Genomic DNA, 16713 nt, shown 5'->3' with positions numbered 1-16713 from the left:
GATTTGTAGCTAAAATCTCTTTTTCGAATACTCATATGACATTTTTTCATCTTTAAAAGATGAATTTTATGGTTTGATTAAAGTGACCTTCATAGCTTACTGTAATCAAAATAATTAAAGCTTCCCCGCCCTAAATATAAGGGAGAGAAGCGAAAATCGGATCATGTGCTTGCGCCTTTGATCGGATGGAGCTTTGCCCCGAGCAAACCACTAATCGACATGCAGAGTGAAAAGGTAGAAAGAATGATACCGCTTTGTGAATGAGAAAAGAGGCATAATGTGAAGAATGGTATACATGACAAAATGGCATAGCATGATAGAAAGATTGGCATTTGTCAAAGGACTAATTTTAAATAGTGTTGATAAGTATATGATCGGATTCTTTATTTTTCATACATGTATGAAGAATAAAGGAGTGACGATCAATGCCAGAAAACCATACTTGGCTGTTTGTGAACAGAATGAGTGGGGCGATCCCGATGGTTAAGTAAAGTACAATGATGATATCTACATTTGCTTGTAAACGTGTCTGCTAATGAGTAAAACGCCTGTCATAAGTGTTAGGAACAAAAATGGGATATTCTTCACTAGGAAAATGGAATGCCAGTCAAACCTCTGAATGATGATCGAGTCAATAAAAGGTCCAAGTAAAGCTCCAAAATCAATACATCTAATAAACCCTATGTTTAAAATGATAGTGCCCACTATCATTTTATAAAATAGATAGACAAACAAACCATTGGTTATTTGGATAAGGGGGCATTTCCATGTATTCAGTTTTATTTCATGCGGCTGAATAACCGTATCACTTGCAGGAGCAAAAGGCGTGAATGGATCAAATTAAACAATCACGGCCTGCCATTCCCATGTGGATTTATTATTAAACCAACATCTAGAGCAAGACTTCCAACTCGTTTTAACTCAGTAAGAAGACTTTATTGAGACATGCACACACATTTTCATGAGAGGAACCTAAAGACCTATCGTTTTAAAGGGGAAGTTCTCATCATGGATGAAGAAAAAAAGTGAAATCGAAAACTGTGAATTGTTCATTTTGCCAATCTTTACTATAATCAAGGTAGACCATGTAGAGGGAGGGTTTTTGTGATTACAAAAGCCATATTTGCACTTGTTTTTCCTTTCCTGCTTGTTATTTTATTTTCAAAGGTTACCTATAATCATTACGTTGGCATTGCATTAACAGCGGCGCTTTTATTTGCCTCTTATATGAAAGGCTATACAGAAACCTACTTTATCGTAGGATTAGATATTATTTCTTTAGTGGCTGGGGCATTGTTTATGGCTAAGAAAGAAATCGAAAAGAGAGAGAAGGCTGATAAACATCATTGATGTCATCATCTGTGATAGGCCGAAAAGTATACTTTTTTCAAACACGTGCTGTGCTTACGATTCTAGTGAGCACAGCTTTCTTTTTTTTGATCTTTCATCTAATCGAATATCTCCCTCTAAAATGTTCCATACTGAAAGGAAGGTTTTCTTAAAAGGGTTATTTGCCAAGGCAGAGAGGGTATGAATGTATTGGAAATAAAAAACACGAACTTTAGTTCGTATTTTTGTGTACTTTTATGATAATATATTTATTAGATAGATTTCGTAACGAAACGGAGGCTTTGATGTGAGTGACCGCTTTGAATTAGTATCTAACTATCAGCCCCGAGGAGATCAGCCTAAGGCGATTGAAAAGCTTGTGGATGGAATCCATCAGGGGAAACAGCATCAAACGCTGTTAGGTGCAACAGGTACGGGAAAGACCTTTACTGTATCCAACCTGATCAAAGAAGTGAACAAACCGACACTTGTCATTGCGCATAACAAGACACTTGCCGGTCAGTTATACAGCGAGTTTAAGGCATTTTTTCCGGATAATGCTGTCGAATATTTTGTGAGTTACTATGATTATTACCAGCCTGAGGCATATGTTCCTCAAACCGATACATTTATTGAAAAGGACGCCAGCATTAATGACGAGATTGATAAGCTGAGACACTCCGCGACATCCTCGTTATTTGAGCGGAGAGATGTCATCATCATTGCCAGCGTGTCCTGTATTTATGGTTTGGGTTCGCCAGAGGAATACCGAGAGCTTGTGCTGTCTTTGCGCACTAATATGGAAATTGAACGCAATCAGCTTCTGCGTAAGCTTGTGGATATTCAGTATTCTCGTAATGATATAGATTTTCAGCGTGGAACCTTTCGAGTACGAGGTGACGTCGTTGAAATTTTTCCTGCTTCACGAGATGAGCATTGTATCAGAGTGGAGTTTTTCGGTGATGAAATTGAACGTATTCGTGAAGTGGATGCACTGACGGGAGAAATACTCGGTGATCGTGAGCATGTCGCTATTTTCCCCGCATCTCACTTCGTCACAAGAGAAGAAAAAATGGAAAAAGCGATTATCAATATTGAACAAGAGCTTGAGGAACAGCTTGAAAAGCTTCGTGAAAACGGAAAATTGCTAGAAGCGCAACGTCTTGAGCAACGGACAAGATATGACCTTGAGATGATGAGAGAGATGGGCTTTTGTTCAGGAATCGAGAACTATTCAAGACATTTGACGTTACGTCCTCCTGGTTCAACACCTTACACGTTGCTTGATTATTTCCCAGATGATTTTATGGTTGTTGTCGATGAGTCACACGTCACCATCCCGCAAATTCGCGCAATGTACAACGGTGACCAAGCTAGAAAACAAGTGTTGGTTGATCACGGATTCCGTCTGCCATCAGCACTTGACAATAGACCGCTCACTTTTGATGAATTTGAAAAACATATCAAACATATTGTGCATGTATCCGCAACGCCTGGACCGTATGAGCTTGAGAAAACGCCAGAGGTCGTGGAACAAATTATACGCCCAACTGGTTTGCTTGATCCAATCATTGAAGTTCGACCGATCGAAGGACAAATTGATGACTTAATTGGAGAAATTCATGCGAGTATTGAGAAAAATGAGCGTGTGCTTGTGACGACTTTGACAAAGAAAATGTCTGAGGATCTCACCAATTACCTAAAAGAAATCGGGATTAAGGTCAATTATTTGCATTCAGAAATTAAGACTCTTGAGCGGATTGAGATTATCCGTGATTTACGTCTCGGTAAATTTGATGTACTCGTTGGAATCAATCTTCTTCGTGAAGGATTGGATATTCCAGAGGTGTCGCTCGTGGCCATTTTAGATGCGGATAAAGAAGGCTTTTTACGCTCTGAAAGATCTCTCATCCAGACGATCGGCCGTGCAGCGAGAAATGCAGAAGGCCGGGTCATTATGTATGCGGACAATATGACGAAATCAATGGATATTGCCATTCAAGAAACGAAGCGAAGACGAGAGCAGCAAGAAGCCTATAACGAGAAATTTGGGATTACTCCGCAAACGATTCATAAGAAGATTCGAGATATCATTAAGGCAACGACAATTTATGAAGAATCGGAAGAATATGAAACAAAAACAGCACCAAAGCTGTCAAAAATGAGCAAAAAAGAACGAGAAAAAGTGATCGGAAAAGTCGAGATGGAAATGAAAGACGCAGCAAAAGCGCTTGATTTTGAAAAAGCAGCAGAATTAAGAGATCTATTGCTAGAGCTAAAAGCGGGAGGATGATTGCCTGATGGCTATGGAACGAATAGAGGTGAAAGGTGCAAGAGCACACAACCTTAAAAATATTGATGTCAATATCCCGCGTGACCAGCTAGTGGTAATTACGGGTTTATCTGGTTCAGGTAAATCGTCCCTTGCCTTTGATACCATTTATGCAGAAGGTCAGCGCAGGTACGTTGAATCTCTTTCAGCCTATGCGCGCCAGTTTCTCGGTCAAATGGACAAACCAGATGTAGATGCCATTGAAGGTCTTTCTCCGGCGATTAGTATTGACCAAAAAACGACAAGCCGGAACCCTAGATCAACGGTTGGAACTGTCACTGAAATCTATGATTACTTGCGTCTCTTATATGCTAGAGTGGGAAAACCCATTTGCCCTATACACGGGATTGAAATTACGTCACAAACGATTGAGCAAATGACAGATCAAATTTTAGAATTTCCAGAAAGAACAAAGCTGCAAGTGCTTGCGCCAGTCGTATCTGGCCGCAAAGGAACACATGTCAAAGTAATTGATCAGATTCGGAAGCAAGGCTATGTTCGAGTGAGAGTCGATGGAGAGATGGAAGATCTTTCAGAAGATATCGTGCTTGAAAAGAATAAGAAACATTCGATTGAAGTCGTGATTGACCGAATTGTTGTGAAAGAGGGGATCGCCGCTCGGCTGTCTGATTCCCTTGAAACTGCGCTTCGACTAGGTGAAGGTAGGGTGATCATTGATGTGATTGAGCAAGAAGAGCTATTATTCAGTGAACATCACGCTTGTCCGCATTGCGGATTCTCTATTGGTGAGCTTGAGCCGAGAATGTTCTCGTTTAATAGTCCTTTCGGTGCCTGCCCAAGCTGTGATGGACTCGGTTCTAAGCTGGAAGTAGACCCGGAGCTGGTCATTCATAATAAGTATTTAACTTTACGTCAGCATGCCATTGCACCATGGGAGCCGCAGAGCTCACAATATTATCCGCAGCTTCTTGAGGCCGTATGTACACACTATGGAATCGACATGGACATCCCAGTAAAAGATATACCATCGCATTTATTCGACAAAATTTTATATGGCAGCGGCTCTGAGCTGATTTATTTTAAATATGAAAATGATTTTGGCCAGGTACGTGAAAATGAAATTGAGTTTGAAGGTGTTCTTCGTAACATTGAACGTCGGTATAAGGAGACCAGCTCTGATTATATCCGTGAGCAAATGGAAAAATTTATGGCCAATCAGCCATGTCCGACATGTAAAGGGTATCGCCTGAAAAAAGAAACGCTTGCTGTTCTCATCAATGGCAAACACATCGGAGAAATCACAGATTTGTCTGTATCTGATGCTCTTGATTTCTATGAAAAAATGGAGTTATCGGAGAAAGATTTGCAGATTGCCCAGCTCATTTTACGTGAAATCAAAGAGCGCTTGTCATTCTTAAATAATGTGGGTTTAGATTATCTGACATTAAGCCGATCAGCTGGAACACTATCAGGCGGGGAGGCGCAGCGGATTCGTTTGGCGACTCAAATCGGGTCAAGACTGACGGGCGTTCTCTATATATTAGACGAACCTTCCATTGGCCTGCATCAACGTGATAATGACCGTTTGATTGGGACGTTGAAAAACATGCGTGACATCGGGAACACGCTGATTGTCGTGGAGCATGATGAAGATACAATGATTGCGGCTGATTATTTGATCGATATTGGACCAGGAGCAGGAGTTCACGGAGGAGAAGTGATTTCAGCTGGAACGCCAGAAGAAGTCATGAAGGACCCGAAATCTTTGACAGGTCAATACTTATCAGGTGAGAAATTTATTCCGCTTCCGATTGAGAGAAGGAAGCCTGATGGTCGCTTTATTGAAATAAAGGGTGCTAAAGAAAACAACCTAAAAAATGTCAATGTGAAGTTCCCTCTAGGCGTTTTTACAGCTGTGACCGGTGTGTCTGGATCAGGGAAAAGTACGCTTGTAAATGAAATCCTATTGAAGTCACTTGCGCAAAAACTGTACAGAGCGAAGGCGAAACCAGGAAAGCATAAAGAAATCAAAGGAATGGATCATTTAGATAAGGTGATTGATATTGACCAATCTCCAATTGGCCGTACGCCAAGATCTAATCCTGTCACGTATACAGGTGTGTTTGATGATGTCCGGGATATCTTTGCGCAAACCAATGAAGCGAAGGTCAGAGGCTATAAAAAGGGCAGATTTAGCTTTAACGTTAAAGGCGGCCGCTGTGAGGCGTGTCGTGGAGATGGAATCATTAAAATTGAAATGCACTTTTTACCTGATGTGTATGTTCCTTGTGAAGTATGTCACGGAAAACGTTATAACCGTGAGACACTAGAGGTCACATACAAAGGGAAAAACATTGCCGATGTCCTTGAAATGACTGTGGAGGACGCACTCCAATTTTTCGAGAATATACCGAAAATTAAGCGTAAACTTCAAACGATTTTTGATGTTGGGCTAGGGTATATTACGCTTGGTCAGCCTGCGACGACATTGTCTGGTGGAGAGGCGCAGCGTGTGAAATTGGCATCAGAGCTTCACCGTCGTTCAAACGGTAGATCTCTCTATATTTTAGACGAGCCCACAACAGGCCTTCATGTGGATGATATTGCTCGTTTATTAAAAGTGCTACAGCGTTTGGTCGAAAATGGGGATACGGTTCTGGTCATTGAGCATAACCTCGATATTATCAAGGCCGCTGATAACCTCGTTGATCTGGGACCAGAAGGCGGTGCAGGCGGTGGAACCATTATTGCCTCTGGTACACCTGAGCACATTGCAAAAGAAGAAGCTTCATACACAGGTCATTACTTGAAGCCTATTTTAGAACGTGACCGCGAACGAATGAAGTAATTGCTGCAAGAAACAGAAAGTGTGACATCATCATAAGTGAAAACCCCTCTTGCTAGAGGGTTTTTCCTTTTATTGAACATCTTCCTTAGGTATTAAATTACTTAAGTGAGTTAAATCCTTTAAGATATGGGTGCTGCTGCTGTCGAGCAGTACTTTTAAGTAACGAATATCACCATATTTCGGATGAGACGGATGAATCGTCTCCAGCTCCTTGATCATATCGCTGTTCATGCTTTTTTGTTTCTGTATAAGGTCTAAAAGCATTTGTGCCGTGTGGTTAGAGATATGATGATCTGTCAAAATAATTACCCCCTATAATGATAATCACCATCTTTTCAACATATTTTAAAGGGTAATCTGTGAAGAATCTACACTTAGGGGGAAAAAGAAATAATTTGTGTCTAAGGTCATATGTAAATCGAATGATTTGAAACTTTTTATACCAATAAACGTATGAGTAAGAAAGGAATTTTCGTCATGAAGGAGCGAATATATATGAATAGAGATCAGTCGATCATAGCATCTATTTGTTATTTTAGTGTATTTTTTATGCCGTTTATCGTACCGATTGTGGCGTATTTTGTAGTAGATCAGAAGGAAACAAAACGGCATGCGAAACGGGCATTGTGGTCACATCTGGTTCCAGTTGCAGCGTGTTGTATTCTCATTTTTGGGGCCATTCCGTTTTTACTGGCAACGCAAGTGAGTGATTCGCTTATTCCAGTCATGACGGTGCTCATCTTGTCATTTTTAGTAGCCATTAGCTTTTTGATCTCTGTTATTTGGAATATCATTCAAGGCATTAAAGTACTTCAATCTATCAAATCATAGGAGGGCTTTGTATGAATGAGAAAGAACGAATTTTAAAATTAGTGGAAGACGGGACTTTATCAGCAAAAGAAGCAATTACGCTGTTAGAAAAGCTAGAAAAAAGCCAGTCTGTATCATTAGAGAAGTCTACAGCCGACCATAACTTTCATGAAGAAAAAACTGGAGCAGAAAGCAAAGGAAACGGCACCGAGAATCTTGGGGCAAAGCTGTTTGGCTGGTTAGATTCTGCAGTAAAAAAAGTAAAAGATGTCGATCTTGATTTGAACTTTGGACAGTCAGTCGATGTTGAACACATTTTTCAATTTAAAGACGCATCGCTGTCTCATTTAGAAATTCAATTGGCCAACGGTAGTCTTAATGTGATGCCTTGGGACGATGGAGATATCCGAGCAGAGTGCCATGCGAAAATCTATCGGACAGAGGACGGAGAGCAGGCAAGACAGCAATTTCTCAATCAATTGGATTGCGGAATTGAAGGGGATAAGTTTTTTATTAGAACCGAAAAGAAAACGATGAAAGTCAATGTCACCTTATATGTACCGCATATCCAATACGATAAGATCAAGGTCAAGCTGTTTAATGGGCCAATTCGCGGGGAAAAGCTAATGACAAAAGAACTTGCTGCGAAAACAACAAACGGCGTTGTCTCTTTTGCCTCGTTACAGGCAGAAAAGGTCGGAATTGAAACAGCAAACGGACAAATTAAACTGGCTGATCATGAGTGTGGTATGATCGAGGCAGAAACCATCAATGGGCTCATTGACCTGCGTGGGAAAAGTGAATCAATTGATGCCCAGAGCTTTAACGGGAACATTGCTGTCCAGCTGTCGGACGAAAAGTGCCGTTCCATTTATGCGAAAACCACAACAGGCAGTGTGGACGTCCAGATTCCGCGTGCATGTGGATTGATTGCAGAGCTGAAAAGCAATCTTGGGTCTATCTCTCACGATTTGCTTGAAGCAGATATGATTAAAGAGAAAAATGAAACGTTACAAAAAGAGAAAATGATCAAAGCCAATCAACAGGCAGAGCACAGTTTATCCATTTTTGCAGAAACAAAAACAGGTTCTATACAAGTAAAGCACCAATCAGACAAGGAGTGATTCTACATGAAGAAGCTTTATCGTTCAGCAACAGATAAAAAAATAGCGGGCGTTGTTGGTGGGCTTGCCGAATACTTATCTGTTGATGCATCACTGCTTCGAGTTTTAACGGTCATCCTCGGATTTATGACAGTATTTATGCCGATCTTTTTGATCTACTTCATTTGGTATTTTGTTGTTCCGGAAGAAGGCACTAAAAATGCTTAGATGGATCGCCAGTATTTTAGTGAATGCATTACTTTTAATCGTCATTGCTGGATATTTTGATTCGGGCATTCTGCCAGGGCTAGGTAGTGTGTATGTTGAAGGATTTGAGGCAGCCATTGTGGCAAGTATTATTTTGTCCTTGCTCAATATTCTAGTGAAGCCGTTTTTAATTATTTTAACGCTGCCAGTGACAGTGATCTCACTAGGATTGTTCTTATTTGTCATCAATGCCATCACACTGATGATGACATCTAGCTTTATGGGTGATAGCTTTAACATTGTTGGGTTCGGAACGGCCATTTGGATGGCTATCATTTTATCTGTATTCCATCTGCTTATACAAAAGGGAATCGTGGAGCCGTTAGCGAAAAAAAGCTAGCGGTTTTTTTCTCCTGTCATAAAAACGTCCTTCCAGAGACACAATACTCAAAGGGAGGCGGTGTAAAATGGTGAACGTAAGTAGACAAATGATGTGTTTATGTTTTTTTATCATTTTTTTTTGTTTCAGTCAGCCTGCGTCAGCAGGACCCTTCATTCAAACACATGTGAATATACCAGACAAGCCTTTTTCACCTTTTATTTTTGACCGATTTCATGTAGACGTGCGTCCGATTCAAGGAAAAAGCCATGATCTTCAGTTTCGGGCAACCATAAGTCAGTCAGAGCAAATCTTGTCTGCAAACTTGTATTATAAACAAAGTGATGAACTAGGATATCGCTTGATTCCTATGGAACGGTTACCAGGAATGAAGCCAGAGTTTACAGCAAAAGTTCCTCCAAATCAATTATGGAATTCAACGGTTTATTACTATACAGAGTTTCTTACACAGAAATCTGTGATCAAAACCGCAGAAAAATCTGTTCACTTGGACGGATTTGAAGAGGACCTTTCACACATTCCCGACTTATTCATCACGGAAATTGTCGTCAATTCAAAAAACCGAAAAAGCAAAGATGCATTTGAATTTTTAGAAGTTTATAACACGACACAAGCCCCTATCTCTCTTCAGCATTATCAGCTGCGCTACCGTGATCCTACACAAGGTACCGAGATGGATGATGTTTATTCATTTCACGCTAATCCAGTCACGATTTCACCTGGAAAGCCTTATGTTTTCTGGTTAAGAAAAAAAGAGCAGGAGCATTTAACTGTAGCCGATTTTAATGCCACGTACAAAACCCAATTAAAAGAGGGAGAGCATCTATCAGTGATCGAAAGCAAGGGGCTTTCCAACTCCAAATCTCGTCTTGTCTCCATCACAACGAATATAGGTGAGGAGATCTCTTCAGCAGCATTTCGTTTGAAGCCATCATTGTTAAGCGAGCATAAATCCTTACTGTTCAAGTATCCGATGGATGGAACGCCTCAGATGAAGCTGATCTCGAAAATTGAAGAAGAGCCGACACCTGGAAAAGTGTTAAAAGCACAAATTCCATCTGAGAAAAAAGAAATTTCACGAGATATTCATAAACCTGTAATTGAAGATATGACGGATCGGAAACCGATAAAACCAACAGAAGGCATTGAAATTAAAGCGGATGTACAGGATGATCAGTTCGTCAAAACCGTCAAGCTGCGCTATCGAACGAGTCGCAAAGATGATTTTAAAGAGATTCTGCTTCAAAAAGATCATAACGACCGACTGTTCCATCACATTATTTATTCACCGGAGTTGATTGGGAAAGAACAATTAGAATATCAACTTGAAGCGTCAGACGGCGAAAATGGATCAATAACAATGAAAAAAACGATTGATGTAGAGCAAGTCAGCAAGGCCCATGGTCTTCGTTTCAATGTAGAAGAGGGAGATACGGTTTCAGGGTTATTTGCATTAAAGGCCACATCAGATCGAAAGAAAACCATTCATTTGACGGTAGATAAAAAGCGAGTTCGACAAACCTTTTCGGCCCTTGAAGCAGATCCATATGTCTCATTTGATGTCAAAGGAACAAATTTATATTTTAAAAATGGTGTGTCTATAGGTAAGCACTTACTTTCTATTTTTGATGATTCGACAAAAGTGTATCGGACCTATACAATACCAATACCAGAAGAAGTCTTGAAAAAGGCAGGCCCACAAACGATTTCTTTCCATGCTGGAACGAAGTCTTCACCGTTTGATCGCTTGCCAGGAGAGAATCACGATGATTTTGAATTGAAAAATGTCAGATTGATCCTATCAAACGGAACACAAATCATTCCATTAAATGATAAACCACAAAAAGAATGGAAGATGGGTGATGGTAGTCATGCCAAAAAGGTAAAAGCATTTCAATTTCAAATTCCGAAACAAGCATACGTTTCAACCTATATTCAGTTGGATACAAGAAGGATGAAAGAAGGCTCGCATCTTATTCAAGCCAAAACAGCCGACGAGCATGTATCTGTACATGTGAAAGTTGATAATACAGGTCCGAAAATCAAAACAAACATACAAGCAAATGACCAATATAAAGGAGCCTTTACATTAAAGGCAAAAGTCACGGATCGTTGGAGTGACATAGAGGATATTCGCACATTCTTAGATGGAAAACCGATTTCTCTGCCATATAAGACGTCTTCTAGCGAATTAACTCCTGGGCAGCACACGTTTACAATAAAAGCAAAAGATGCCGCGGGGAACAAATCGACACTAAAAAAAGAATTCAAGACGGTACATGAGCATCCTGAGACACCAGAACGCATAGCAGATAAGACAAAAATGGAATCATCTAAGCAAACGGTTTTAACAAAGGATCCAACAAATGATAAGTTAGATTACTCATTTTATCGTGCCTATCAATACACCTCTTTGCATCCATCAATGAAGATCTTTAAATATGCAGCAGAGACCGAACCGCCAAAGGCACTTAACCAAAGAGGAGAAGTGGTCTTTTCTGAACGTGAAAGAAATCGCATTGCATTTGCTGATGGTAAGGCCGTCGAAACGAAGGATTTACAGCGTTTTCCTTATCATCGTTTTCAAATCAAGGTTCATCATCACGTACGTGAGAAAGATGTCGTCGAGGCTGTGTGGAAAGGAAGCTCATTGTCAGGGAGAAAGGTGACGATGTACGCTTGGAATCATCAGCAGGAAAAGTGGGATAAAATCATTCATCACTTTGCTAAGGATCAAAAAGAATTTTACCTTAAAGGGTTGCTGTCGGTCAGACAGTACATGAAGAACCAGACGTTTGAGTTGCTCGTACAAGATGAAATCAGCAAGACCCAAAAGCCTTATAAAATGGTATGGATGTCTGATACACAATATTATGCTAAAAGCTATCCTCATATCTTCAAACAAATGGTCGAGTGGATTAGAGATCAAAGGGATCAGTTAAACATTCAGTATGTGTTCCATACTGGCGATATTGTGGATGATTCAAAGGATAAGCAGTGGAATCGTGCGGATACATTTATGCGAGTGTTAGATGAGCATCATATCCCGTATGGCGTATTGGCAGGAAATCATGATGTTAGACACAAAGACGGTTTTTATGCGGAATATGGGAAATACTTCGGTGCCAAACGATTTGCAGAAAAACCTTACTATGGTGAATCCTATCAAAACAATAAAGGGCATTATGATCTCATCTCTGCTGGGGGGAATGATTATATGATGGTATATATGGGCTGGGGGATTAAGCAAGCAGAAATCGATTGGTTAAATAGAGTGATTTCTGAGCATCCAGATCGTATCGTCATTTTAAACTTTCATGAGTATTTGTTAGTGAGTGGCAATCGAAGCCCGATTGGCGACCTTATCTTCCACCAAGTGGTGAAACGTCACCCAAATATTGTGGCAGTATTTAGCGGCCACTACCATGGAGCCAGCAGGAAAGTAGATGAGCTTGACGATGACCATGATGGAAAAGTTGACCGGAAAGTATATCAAATTCTTGCTGATTATCAGTCGGGTCCAGAAGGTGGACAAGGGTTTATGCGATTGATTACAGCAGATCAAGAAAAAAATCAACTTCATCTTACAACATACTCACCCTACCTGAATCAAGAGCATTTCTATGATCCTAAAACATATGGAGATCAGGATGAGTTTTCAATTGATGTGGATTTGACACCAAAAATGAAATCCGTTAAAACCAATTACTTTGAACTCAATGTGTATACAAACATCCTTCTAGGAGAAGCAAGAGGTGTGAAAAGCGGCAAAAAAGCAATCTTTGAGTGGAAAGGCTTAAAGCCAAATCGAGAATATTATTGGTACACTGTCGCAAAAGATCGTTTCCAAGGGAAAGCTGTTTCACCTATATGGAAAATTCATACAAAAGATGATGATCAAACAAAATTTCTTCGGAAATAAAAAACACTGTGCTCCGCTTCAGGAGCACAGTTTACCTTTCCATTGTATGAATGAGCTTGTAACGATCTCCTCTATAAACTGAAAGAACAAACTCAAACGGAAGATCGTTTTGAAAATAAGTTGTTCTTGCAATCGATAGTACAGGAGTACCTGTTGAAATGGACAGCAGGTGTGCTTCTTCCTTTGAGGCAACATTGGCTTCAAGCTCCTGCTTTGCGTGAGCAATGGCAAGGCCTGTGTTGTTTTCTATATATTCATATAAAGAGCCAGTGAGATGTGCCTTTGTAAAGTCTCCTGCAAATGTTTCAGGTATATAGCTTGTTTCAATGGCCATTGGTTCATCATTTGCAAGACGTATCCGTTTCAGTTCATATACAGTATCACTGTTTGACAGCTGTAAGGCTGGTCGTAAGTGCTCTGGACATGCGATTCTTTTGAAATCAATCAGATGGCTTGAAGCTTTGAGCCCGCGCTGTCGCATATCTTCTGTAAAGCTTGTTAAGCCTTGAAGCGGCTGTTCAAATTTTTTTCGGCTAACAAAGGTGCCTTTTCCTTTTTGTCGATATAAATACCCCTCGTTTACAAGGTTCGATAAGGCTTGTCTGACAGTCATTCGACTAATACCAAAGCGTTCGGCATATTCTCTTTCAGAAGGAATGAGTGTATCAGGTGATAATGTTCCATCCTCAATCTGCTTTTTCAAGTTCTCCATAATCTGATGGTACATCGGAATAGGTGACTGCTTATCAATAAACATGTGAAAACCCTCTCGTGTTTAGCGTAGTGAACCAGCTTCTCTATCAATGAAAATCGTCACATCTTGATGAAGTTTCAGGGCAGATGCAGGGAAGTCTGGGTGAATCTCCGCCTGTTCTAAATATTGTATCACTTTCGCTTTTGATTTTCCTGATGCAAGAAGGAGAATTTTTTTGCTTGAAATGATGCTTGCAATCCCCATTGTAATGGCATGTGTAGGTACTTCATCAATAGAAGAAAAGTATCTTGCGTTGGCTTGACGGGTATTTTCATCTAATTGCACAACATGAGTGTTTGAGTCGAAGGGGGTGCCAGGTTCGTTAAACCCGATATGTCCATTTTGTCCTATGCCAAGAAGCTGAAGGTCGATGCCCCCTAAATCATGAATGAGTTGATCATATCTGAAGCATTCTTCTTCTAAATTAGTTGCAGAACCATTTGGCAGGAAATACTGATCATGAGGAAGATCAATATGATCAAATAAATGACTCTTCATGTATGTCATATAGCTATTTTCATGCATTGGATCAAGTCCTGCATATTCATCCAAATTGATTGTTCTTGTTTGTTTAAAGGATAGCTGCTGTGATTGATGAAGCCGAATTAATTCTTTGTAGGTATTGATAGGCGTACCACCAGTTGCTAGACCGAGCACTGCATCTTGTTTGGATTCAATTGTATGCGCAATGAGGGTAGCAGCTTCTTTTCCTAATTGATCTTTATCTTTAAATTCAATGATGTGCATTAGTGGTTGGCCTCCTTTTTTTCAAAGACGATATGTCCGCGGCAGATCGTCATTATCAGTTCTCCAGATTCATCCCAAATGACCAAGTCAGCCAGTTTTCCAACATCGATCGAACCGAGCTGGTGATCAAGTCCTAGCTGTTTAGCAGCATTGGTGGAGGTCATCTTAGCGATCTCTGACCATCCACAATGTGTGATCTGTTTTATCCTTTGGACTCCATCTTTCATTCGTAAGATAGATCCTGCGAGTGTACCATCTGGAAGTAATGCTTTTTCGCCGCTGACTGTGACTGTTTGCCCTCCAAATTCGTATGTTCCATCTCCTAGTCCTTTTGCCCGCATTGAATCTGTAATCATGATCAACCGATCACTTCCTTTTGCTAGATATGCCAGCTTAATGGATAGAGGATGTGAATGAATACCATCTGTTATCAACTCACTTAGAAGGTTTTCGTTTGTAAGAGCAGCACCTAGAACGTTTGGCTCACGATGCTGAAACGAACTCATCGCATTATATAGATGCGTCACATGGCGTGCACCGTGTTTTGATGCTAGTTCAATCATGTCATGATGCGCATTCGTATGTCCAATAGAAGGGACTATGTTCTTTTCTTTTAAAAGTGAAAGAAAAGCGAAGTCAGGGTCTTCTTCAGGTGCAAACGTGACAATTTGAATAAGTTGTTCAGATGAATCGAGCCATTTTTCAAAAAGAGGGAGATCAGGCTGATGAATCCATTGAGTAGGCTGTGCCCCGGCCTTTTTCTTAGAAATAAATGGACCTTCGAGATGAATCCCTAAACATTGTGCCTGACATCTTGCTTTCTCTGCATTATATTGTTTCCACCGGGCGATATTTTTAAGTGCTTGCTCAATCTCTTGATGGTTTTTTGTAATGGTTGTGGCTAAAAAGCTTGTCGTTCCTTCTGAGGGTAAGCTATCAGCAAGTGTATTCATGGCTTCTGGTGTTGCATCCATCATGTCTGCACCATAGCCCCCGTGAATATGAATATCAATCATTCCAGGAAGTAAATAAAAGTTTTCCCGGGAAATATATACTTTTTCATAATTTCCTGTCGGTGGTGATGTTGAAATATAGTCGATCTTGCCATCGCGTAAACCGACAAAACCGTGTTCAATAATTTCTGTCTTTGTCACAATATGAATATTGGAGAGCAATAAAGAGCTGCTCATATTTGTGCCTCCTTATTCGTTGTCTGTAGTTTTAGTTTACCCTTTTTAAGTATAGTTGTCTATACCAGATGGTGAGCGAAACAGGATCAGGATAAAATACTATTTTGGGTTCATCATTGAAAGTGATAAAATAGAGCTGTATTTCTGAAACGCCTGTGATAAAAGGAGGGAAAAGGGTGCCGAAAGTTCGTACGAAGGACATAATGGAACAATTTCATCTTGAACTGGTAAGTGGGGAAGAAGGGATTAATCGTCCCATTACAATTAGTGATCTATCCAGACCAGGTATTGAAATGGCTGGATATTTTACATATTACCCAAAAGAAAGAGTTCAGCTTTTAGGGAAAACAGAGCTTTCTTTTTTTGAACAACTCCCCGAACGTGAACGAAAGCAGAGAATGATGTCTCTTTGTACAGATATTACTCCTGCCATTATTTTGTCACGAGATCGCGAAGTGCCGAAGGAATTAATTGAAGCATCAAATGAAAATGGTGTGCCTGTTTTACGATCAAGCTTGAAAACAACAAGACTTTCGAGTCGATTAACGAACTTTTTAGAAAGTAAGCTCGCACCAACGACAGCCATTCATGGCGTGCTCGTAGATGTATATGGTGTTGGTGTTTTGTTAATTGGGAAAAGCGGAGTAGGCAAAAGTGAAACAGCCTTAGAACTAGTGAAGAGGGGTCACAGACTGGTTGCAGATGATTGCGTGGAAATTCGCCAAGAGGATCAGGATACGCTAGTTGGAAGCGCACCAGAGCTGATCGAGCACCTTTTAGAAATCCGCGGATTAGGGATTATTAACGTGATGACCTTATTTGGAGCAGGCGCAGTCAGAAGCTTTAAGAGAATTACGATTGTGATGAACCTTGAGCTTTGGGAACAAGGCAAGCAGTATGATCGTTTAGGACTTGAAGAAGAGAAAATGCGGATCATTGATACAGATGTACCGAAGCTGACTATCCCTGTACGTCCAGGACGAAATTTAGCGGTCATCATTGAGGTGGCTTCGATGAACTTCAGGTTGAAACGAATGGGACATAATGCAGCTGAACAATTTACAAGTAAACTTGCCGATGTCATTAAAGATAATGGCTAGGATGAATAGG

14 protein-coding genes are annotated in these 16713 nt (G+C 40.4%); 10 read left to right on the top strand and 4 right to left on the bottom strand.

The window, feature by feature from the left end:
* Positions 1-295 precede the first annotated feature (295 nt).
* From LC033_RS05505 to uvrA, 4 genes are all read left to right on the top strand, one after another.
* Positions 296-487: a hypothetical protein gene (locus tag LC033_RS05505; RefSeq protein ID WP_226567252.1), complete on the top strand. Its 192-nt coding sequence runs from the start codon at positions 296-298 to the stop codon at positions 485-487.
* Between the two features lie 617 nt (positions 488-1104).
* On the top strand, positions 1105-1350 hold the full coding sequence (locus tag LC033_RS05500; RefSeq protein ID WP_226567251.1) for a CsbA family protein: 246 nt from the start codon (positions 1105-1107) through the stop codon (positions 1348-1350).
* A 286-nt stretch (positions 1351-1636) separates the two neighbouring features.
* Entirely contained in the window at positions 1637-3622 is a 1986-nt protein-coding gene (gene uvrB, locus LC033_RS05495; RefSeq protein ID WP_226567250.1) for an excinuclease ABC subunit UvrB, read from the top strand.
* A gap of 7 nt (positions 3623-3629) precedes the next feature.
* Positions 3630-6470: an excinuclease ABC subunit UvrA gene (uvrA, locus tag LC033_RS05490; RefSeq protein ID WP_226567249.1), complete on the top strand. Its 2841-nt coding sequence runs from the start codon at positions 3630-3632 to the stop codon at positions 6468-6470.
* Between the two features lie 69 nt (positions 6471-6539).
* Here uvrA and LC033_RS05485 read toward each other — a convergent pair whose 3' ends face one another.
* Positions 6540-6770: a hypothetical protein gene (locus LC033_RS05485; RefSeq protein WP_226567248.1), complete on the bottom strand. Its 231-nt coding sequence runs from the start codon at positions 6768-6770 to the stop codon at positions 6540-6542.
* 195 nt (positions 6771-6965) lie between these two features.
* On the opposite strand from LC033_RS05485, the gene LC033_RS05480 reads away from it, so the two are divergent.
* From LC033_RS05480 to LC033_RS05460, 5 genes are all read left to right on the top strand, one after another.
* On the top strand, positions 6966-7301 hold the full coding sequence (locus tag LC033_RS05480; RefSeq protein WP_226567247.1) for a magnetosome magnetite crystal formation protein family: 336 nt from the start codon (positions 6966-6968) through the stop codon (positions 7299-7301).
* Between the two features lie 11 nt (positions 7302-7312).
* Positions 7313-8404: a DUF4097 family beta strand repeat-containing protein gene (locus tag LC033_RS05475; RefSeq protein WP_226567246.1), complete on the top strand. Its 1092-nt coding sequence runs from the start codon at positions 7313-7315 to the stop codon at positions 8402-8404.
* Positions 8405-8410: 6 nt separating this feature from the next.
* A complete protein-coding gene (locus LC033_RS05470) occupies positions 8411-8611 on the top strand; it encodes a PspC domain-containing protein (RefSeq protein WP_226567245.1) in 201 nt (66 codons plus the stop codon).
* Positions 8604-8990: a phage holin family protein gene (locus LC033_RS05465; protein ID WP_226567244.1), complete on the top strand. Its 387-nt coding sequence runs from the start codon at positions 8604-8606 to the stop codon at positions 8988-8990. The genes LC033_RS05470 and LC033_RS05465 overlap by 8 nt, the downstream gene beginning before the upstream one ends.
* A gap of 67 nt (positions 8991-9057) precedes the next feature.
* The gene (locus LC033_RS05460) at positions 9058-12912 is read left to right on the top strand and encodes a metallophosphoesterase (RefSeq protein WP_226567243.1); all 3855 of its coding nucleotides are present in this window, start codon (positions 9058-9060) and stop codon (positions 12910-12912) included.
* Positions 12913-12943: 31 nt separating this feature from the next.
* Here the strand turns inward: LC033_RS05460 and LC033_RS05455 are convergent, their stop codons facing one another.
* Genes LC033_RS05455 through nagA form a run of 3 tightly spaced genes read right to left on the bottom strand, consistent with a single transcriptional unit; the run spans position 12944 to position 15603 of the window.
* Complete coding sequence (locus LC033_RS05455; protein WP_226567242.1) at positions 12944-13669, bottom strand: GntR family transcriptional regulator; 726 nt, start codon at positions 13667-13669, stop codon at positions 12944-12946.
* 18 nt (positions 13670-13687) lie between these two features.
* On the bottom strand, positions 13688-14413 hold the full coding sequence (nagB, locus tag LC033_RS05450; protein ID WP_226567241.1) for a glucosamine-6-phosphate deaminase: 726 nt from the start codon (positions 14411-14413) through the stop codon (positions 13688-13690).
* Positions 14413-15603 carry an N-acetylglucosamine-6-phosphate deacetylase gene (nagA, locus tag LC033_RS05445; protein WP_226567240.1) on the bottom strand — a complete coding sequence of 397 codons (1191 nt, stop codon included), beginning with the start codon at positions 15601-15603 and terminating at the stop codon, positions 14413-14415. The genes nagB and nagA overlap by 1 nt, the downstream gene beginning before the upstream one ends.
* Before the next feature lie 176 nt (positions 15604-15779).
* On the opposite strand from nagA, the gene hprK reads away from it, so the two are divergent.
* The gene (gene hprK / locus LC033_RS05440) at positions 15780-16703 is read left to right on the top strand and encodes an HPr(Ser) kinase/phosphatase (RefSeq protein ID WP_226567239.1); all 924 of its coding nucleotides are present in this window, start codon (positions 15780-15782) and stop codon (positions 16701-16703) included.
* Positions 16704-16713 lie beyond the last annotated feature (10 nt).

Source organism: Bacillus stratosphericus (assembly GCF_020524495.1).
GTDB lineage: Bacteria > Bacillota > Bacilli > Bacillales > Bacillaceae > Bacillus > Bacillus stratosphericus_B.
This window is presented reverse-complemented; position numbering and strand designations above follow the sequence as displayed.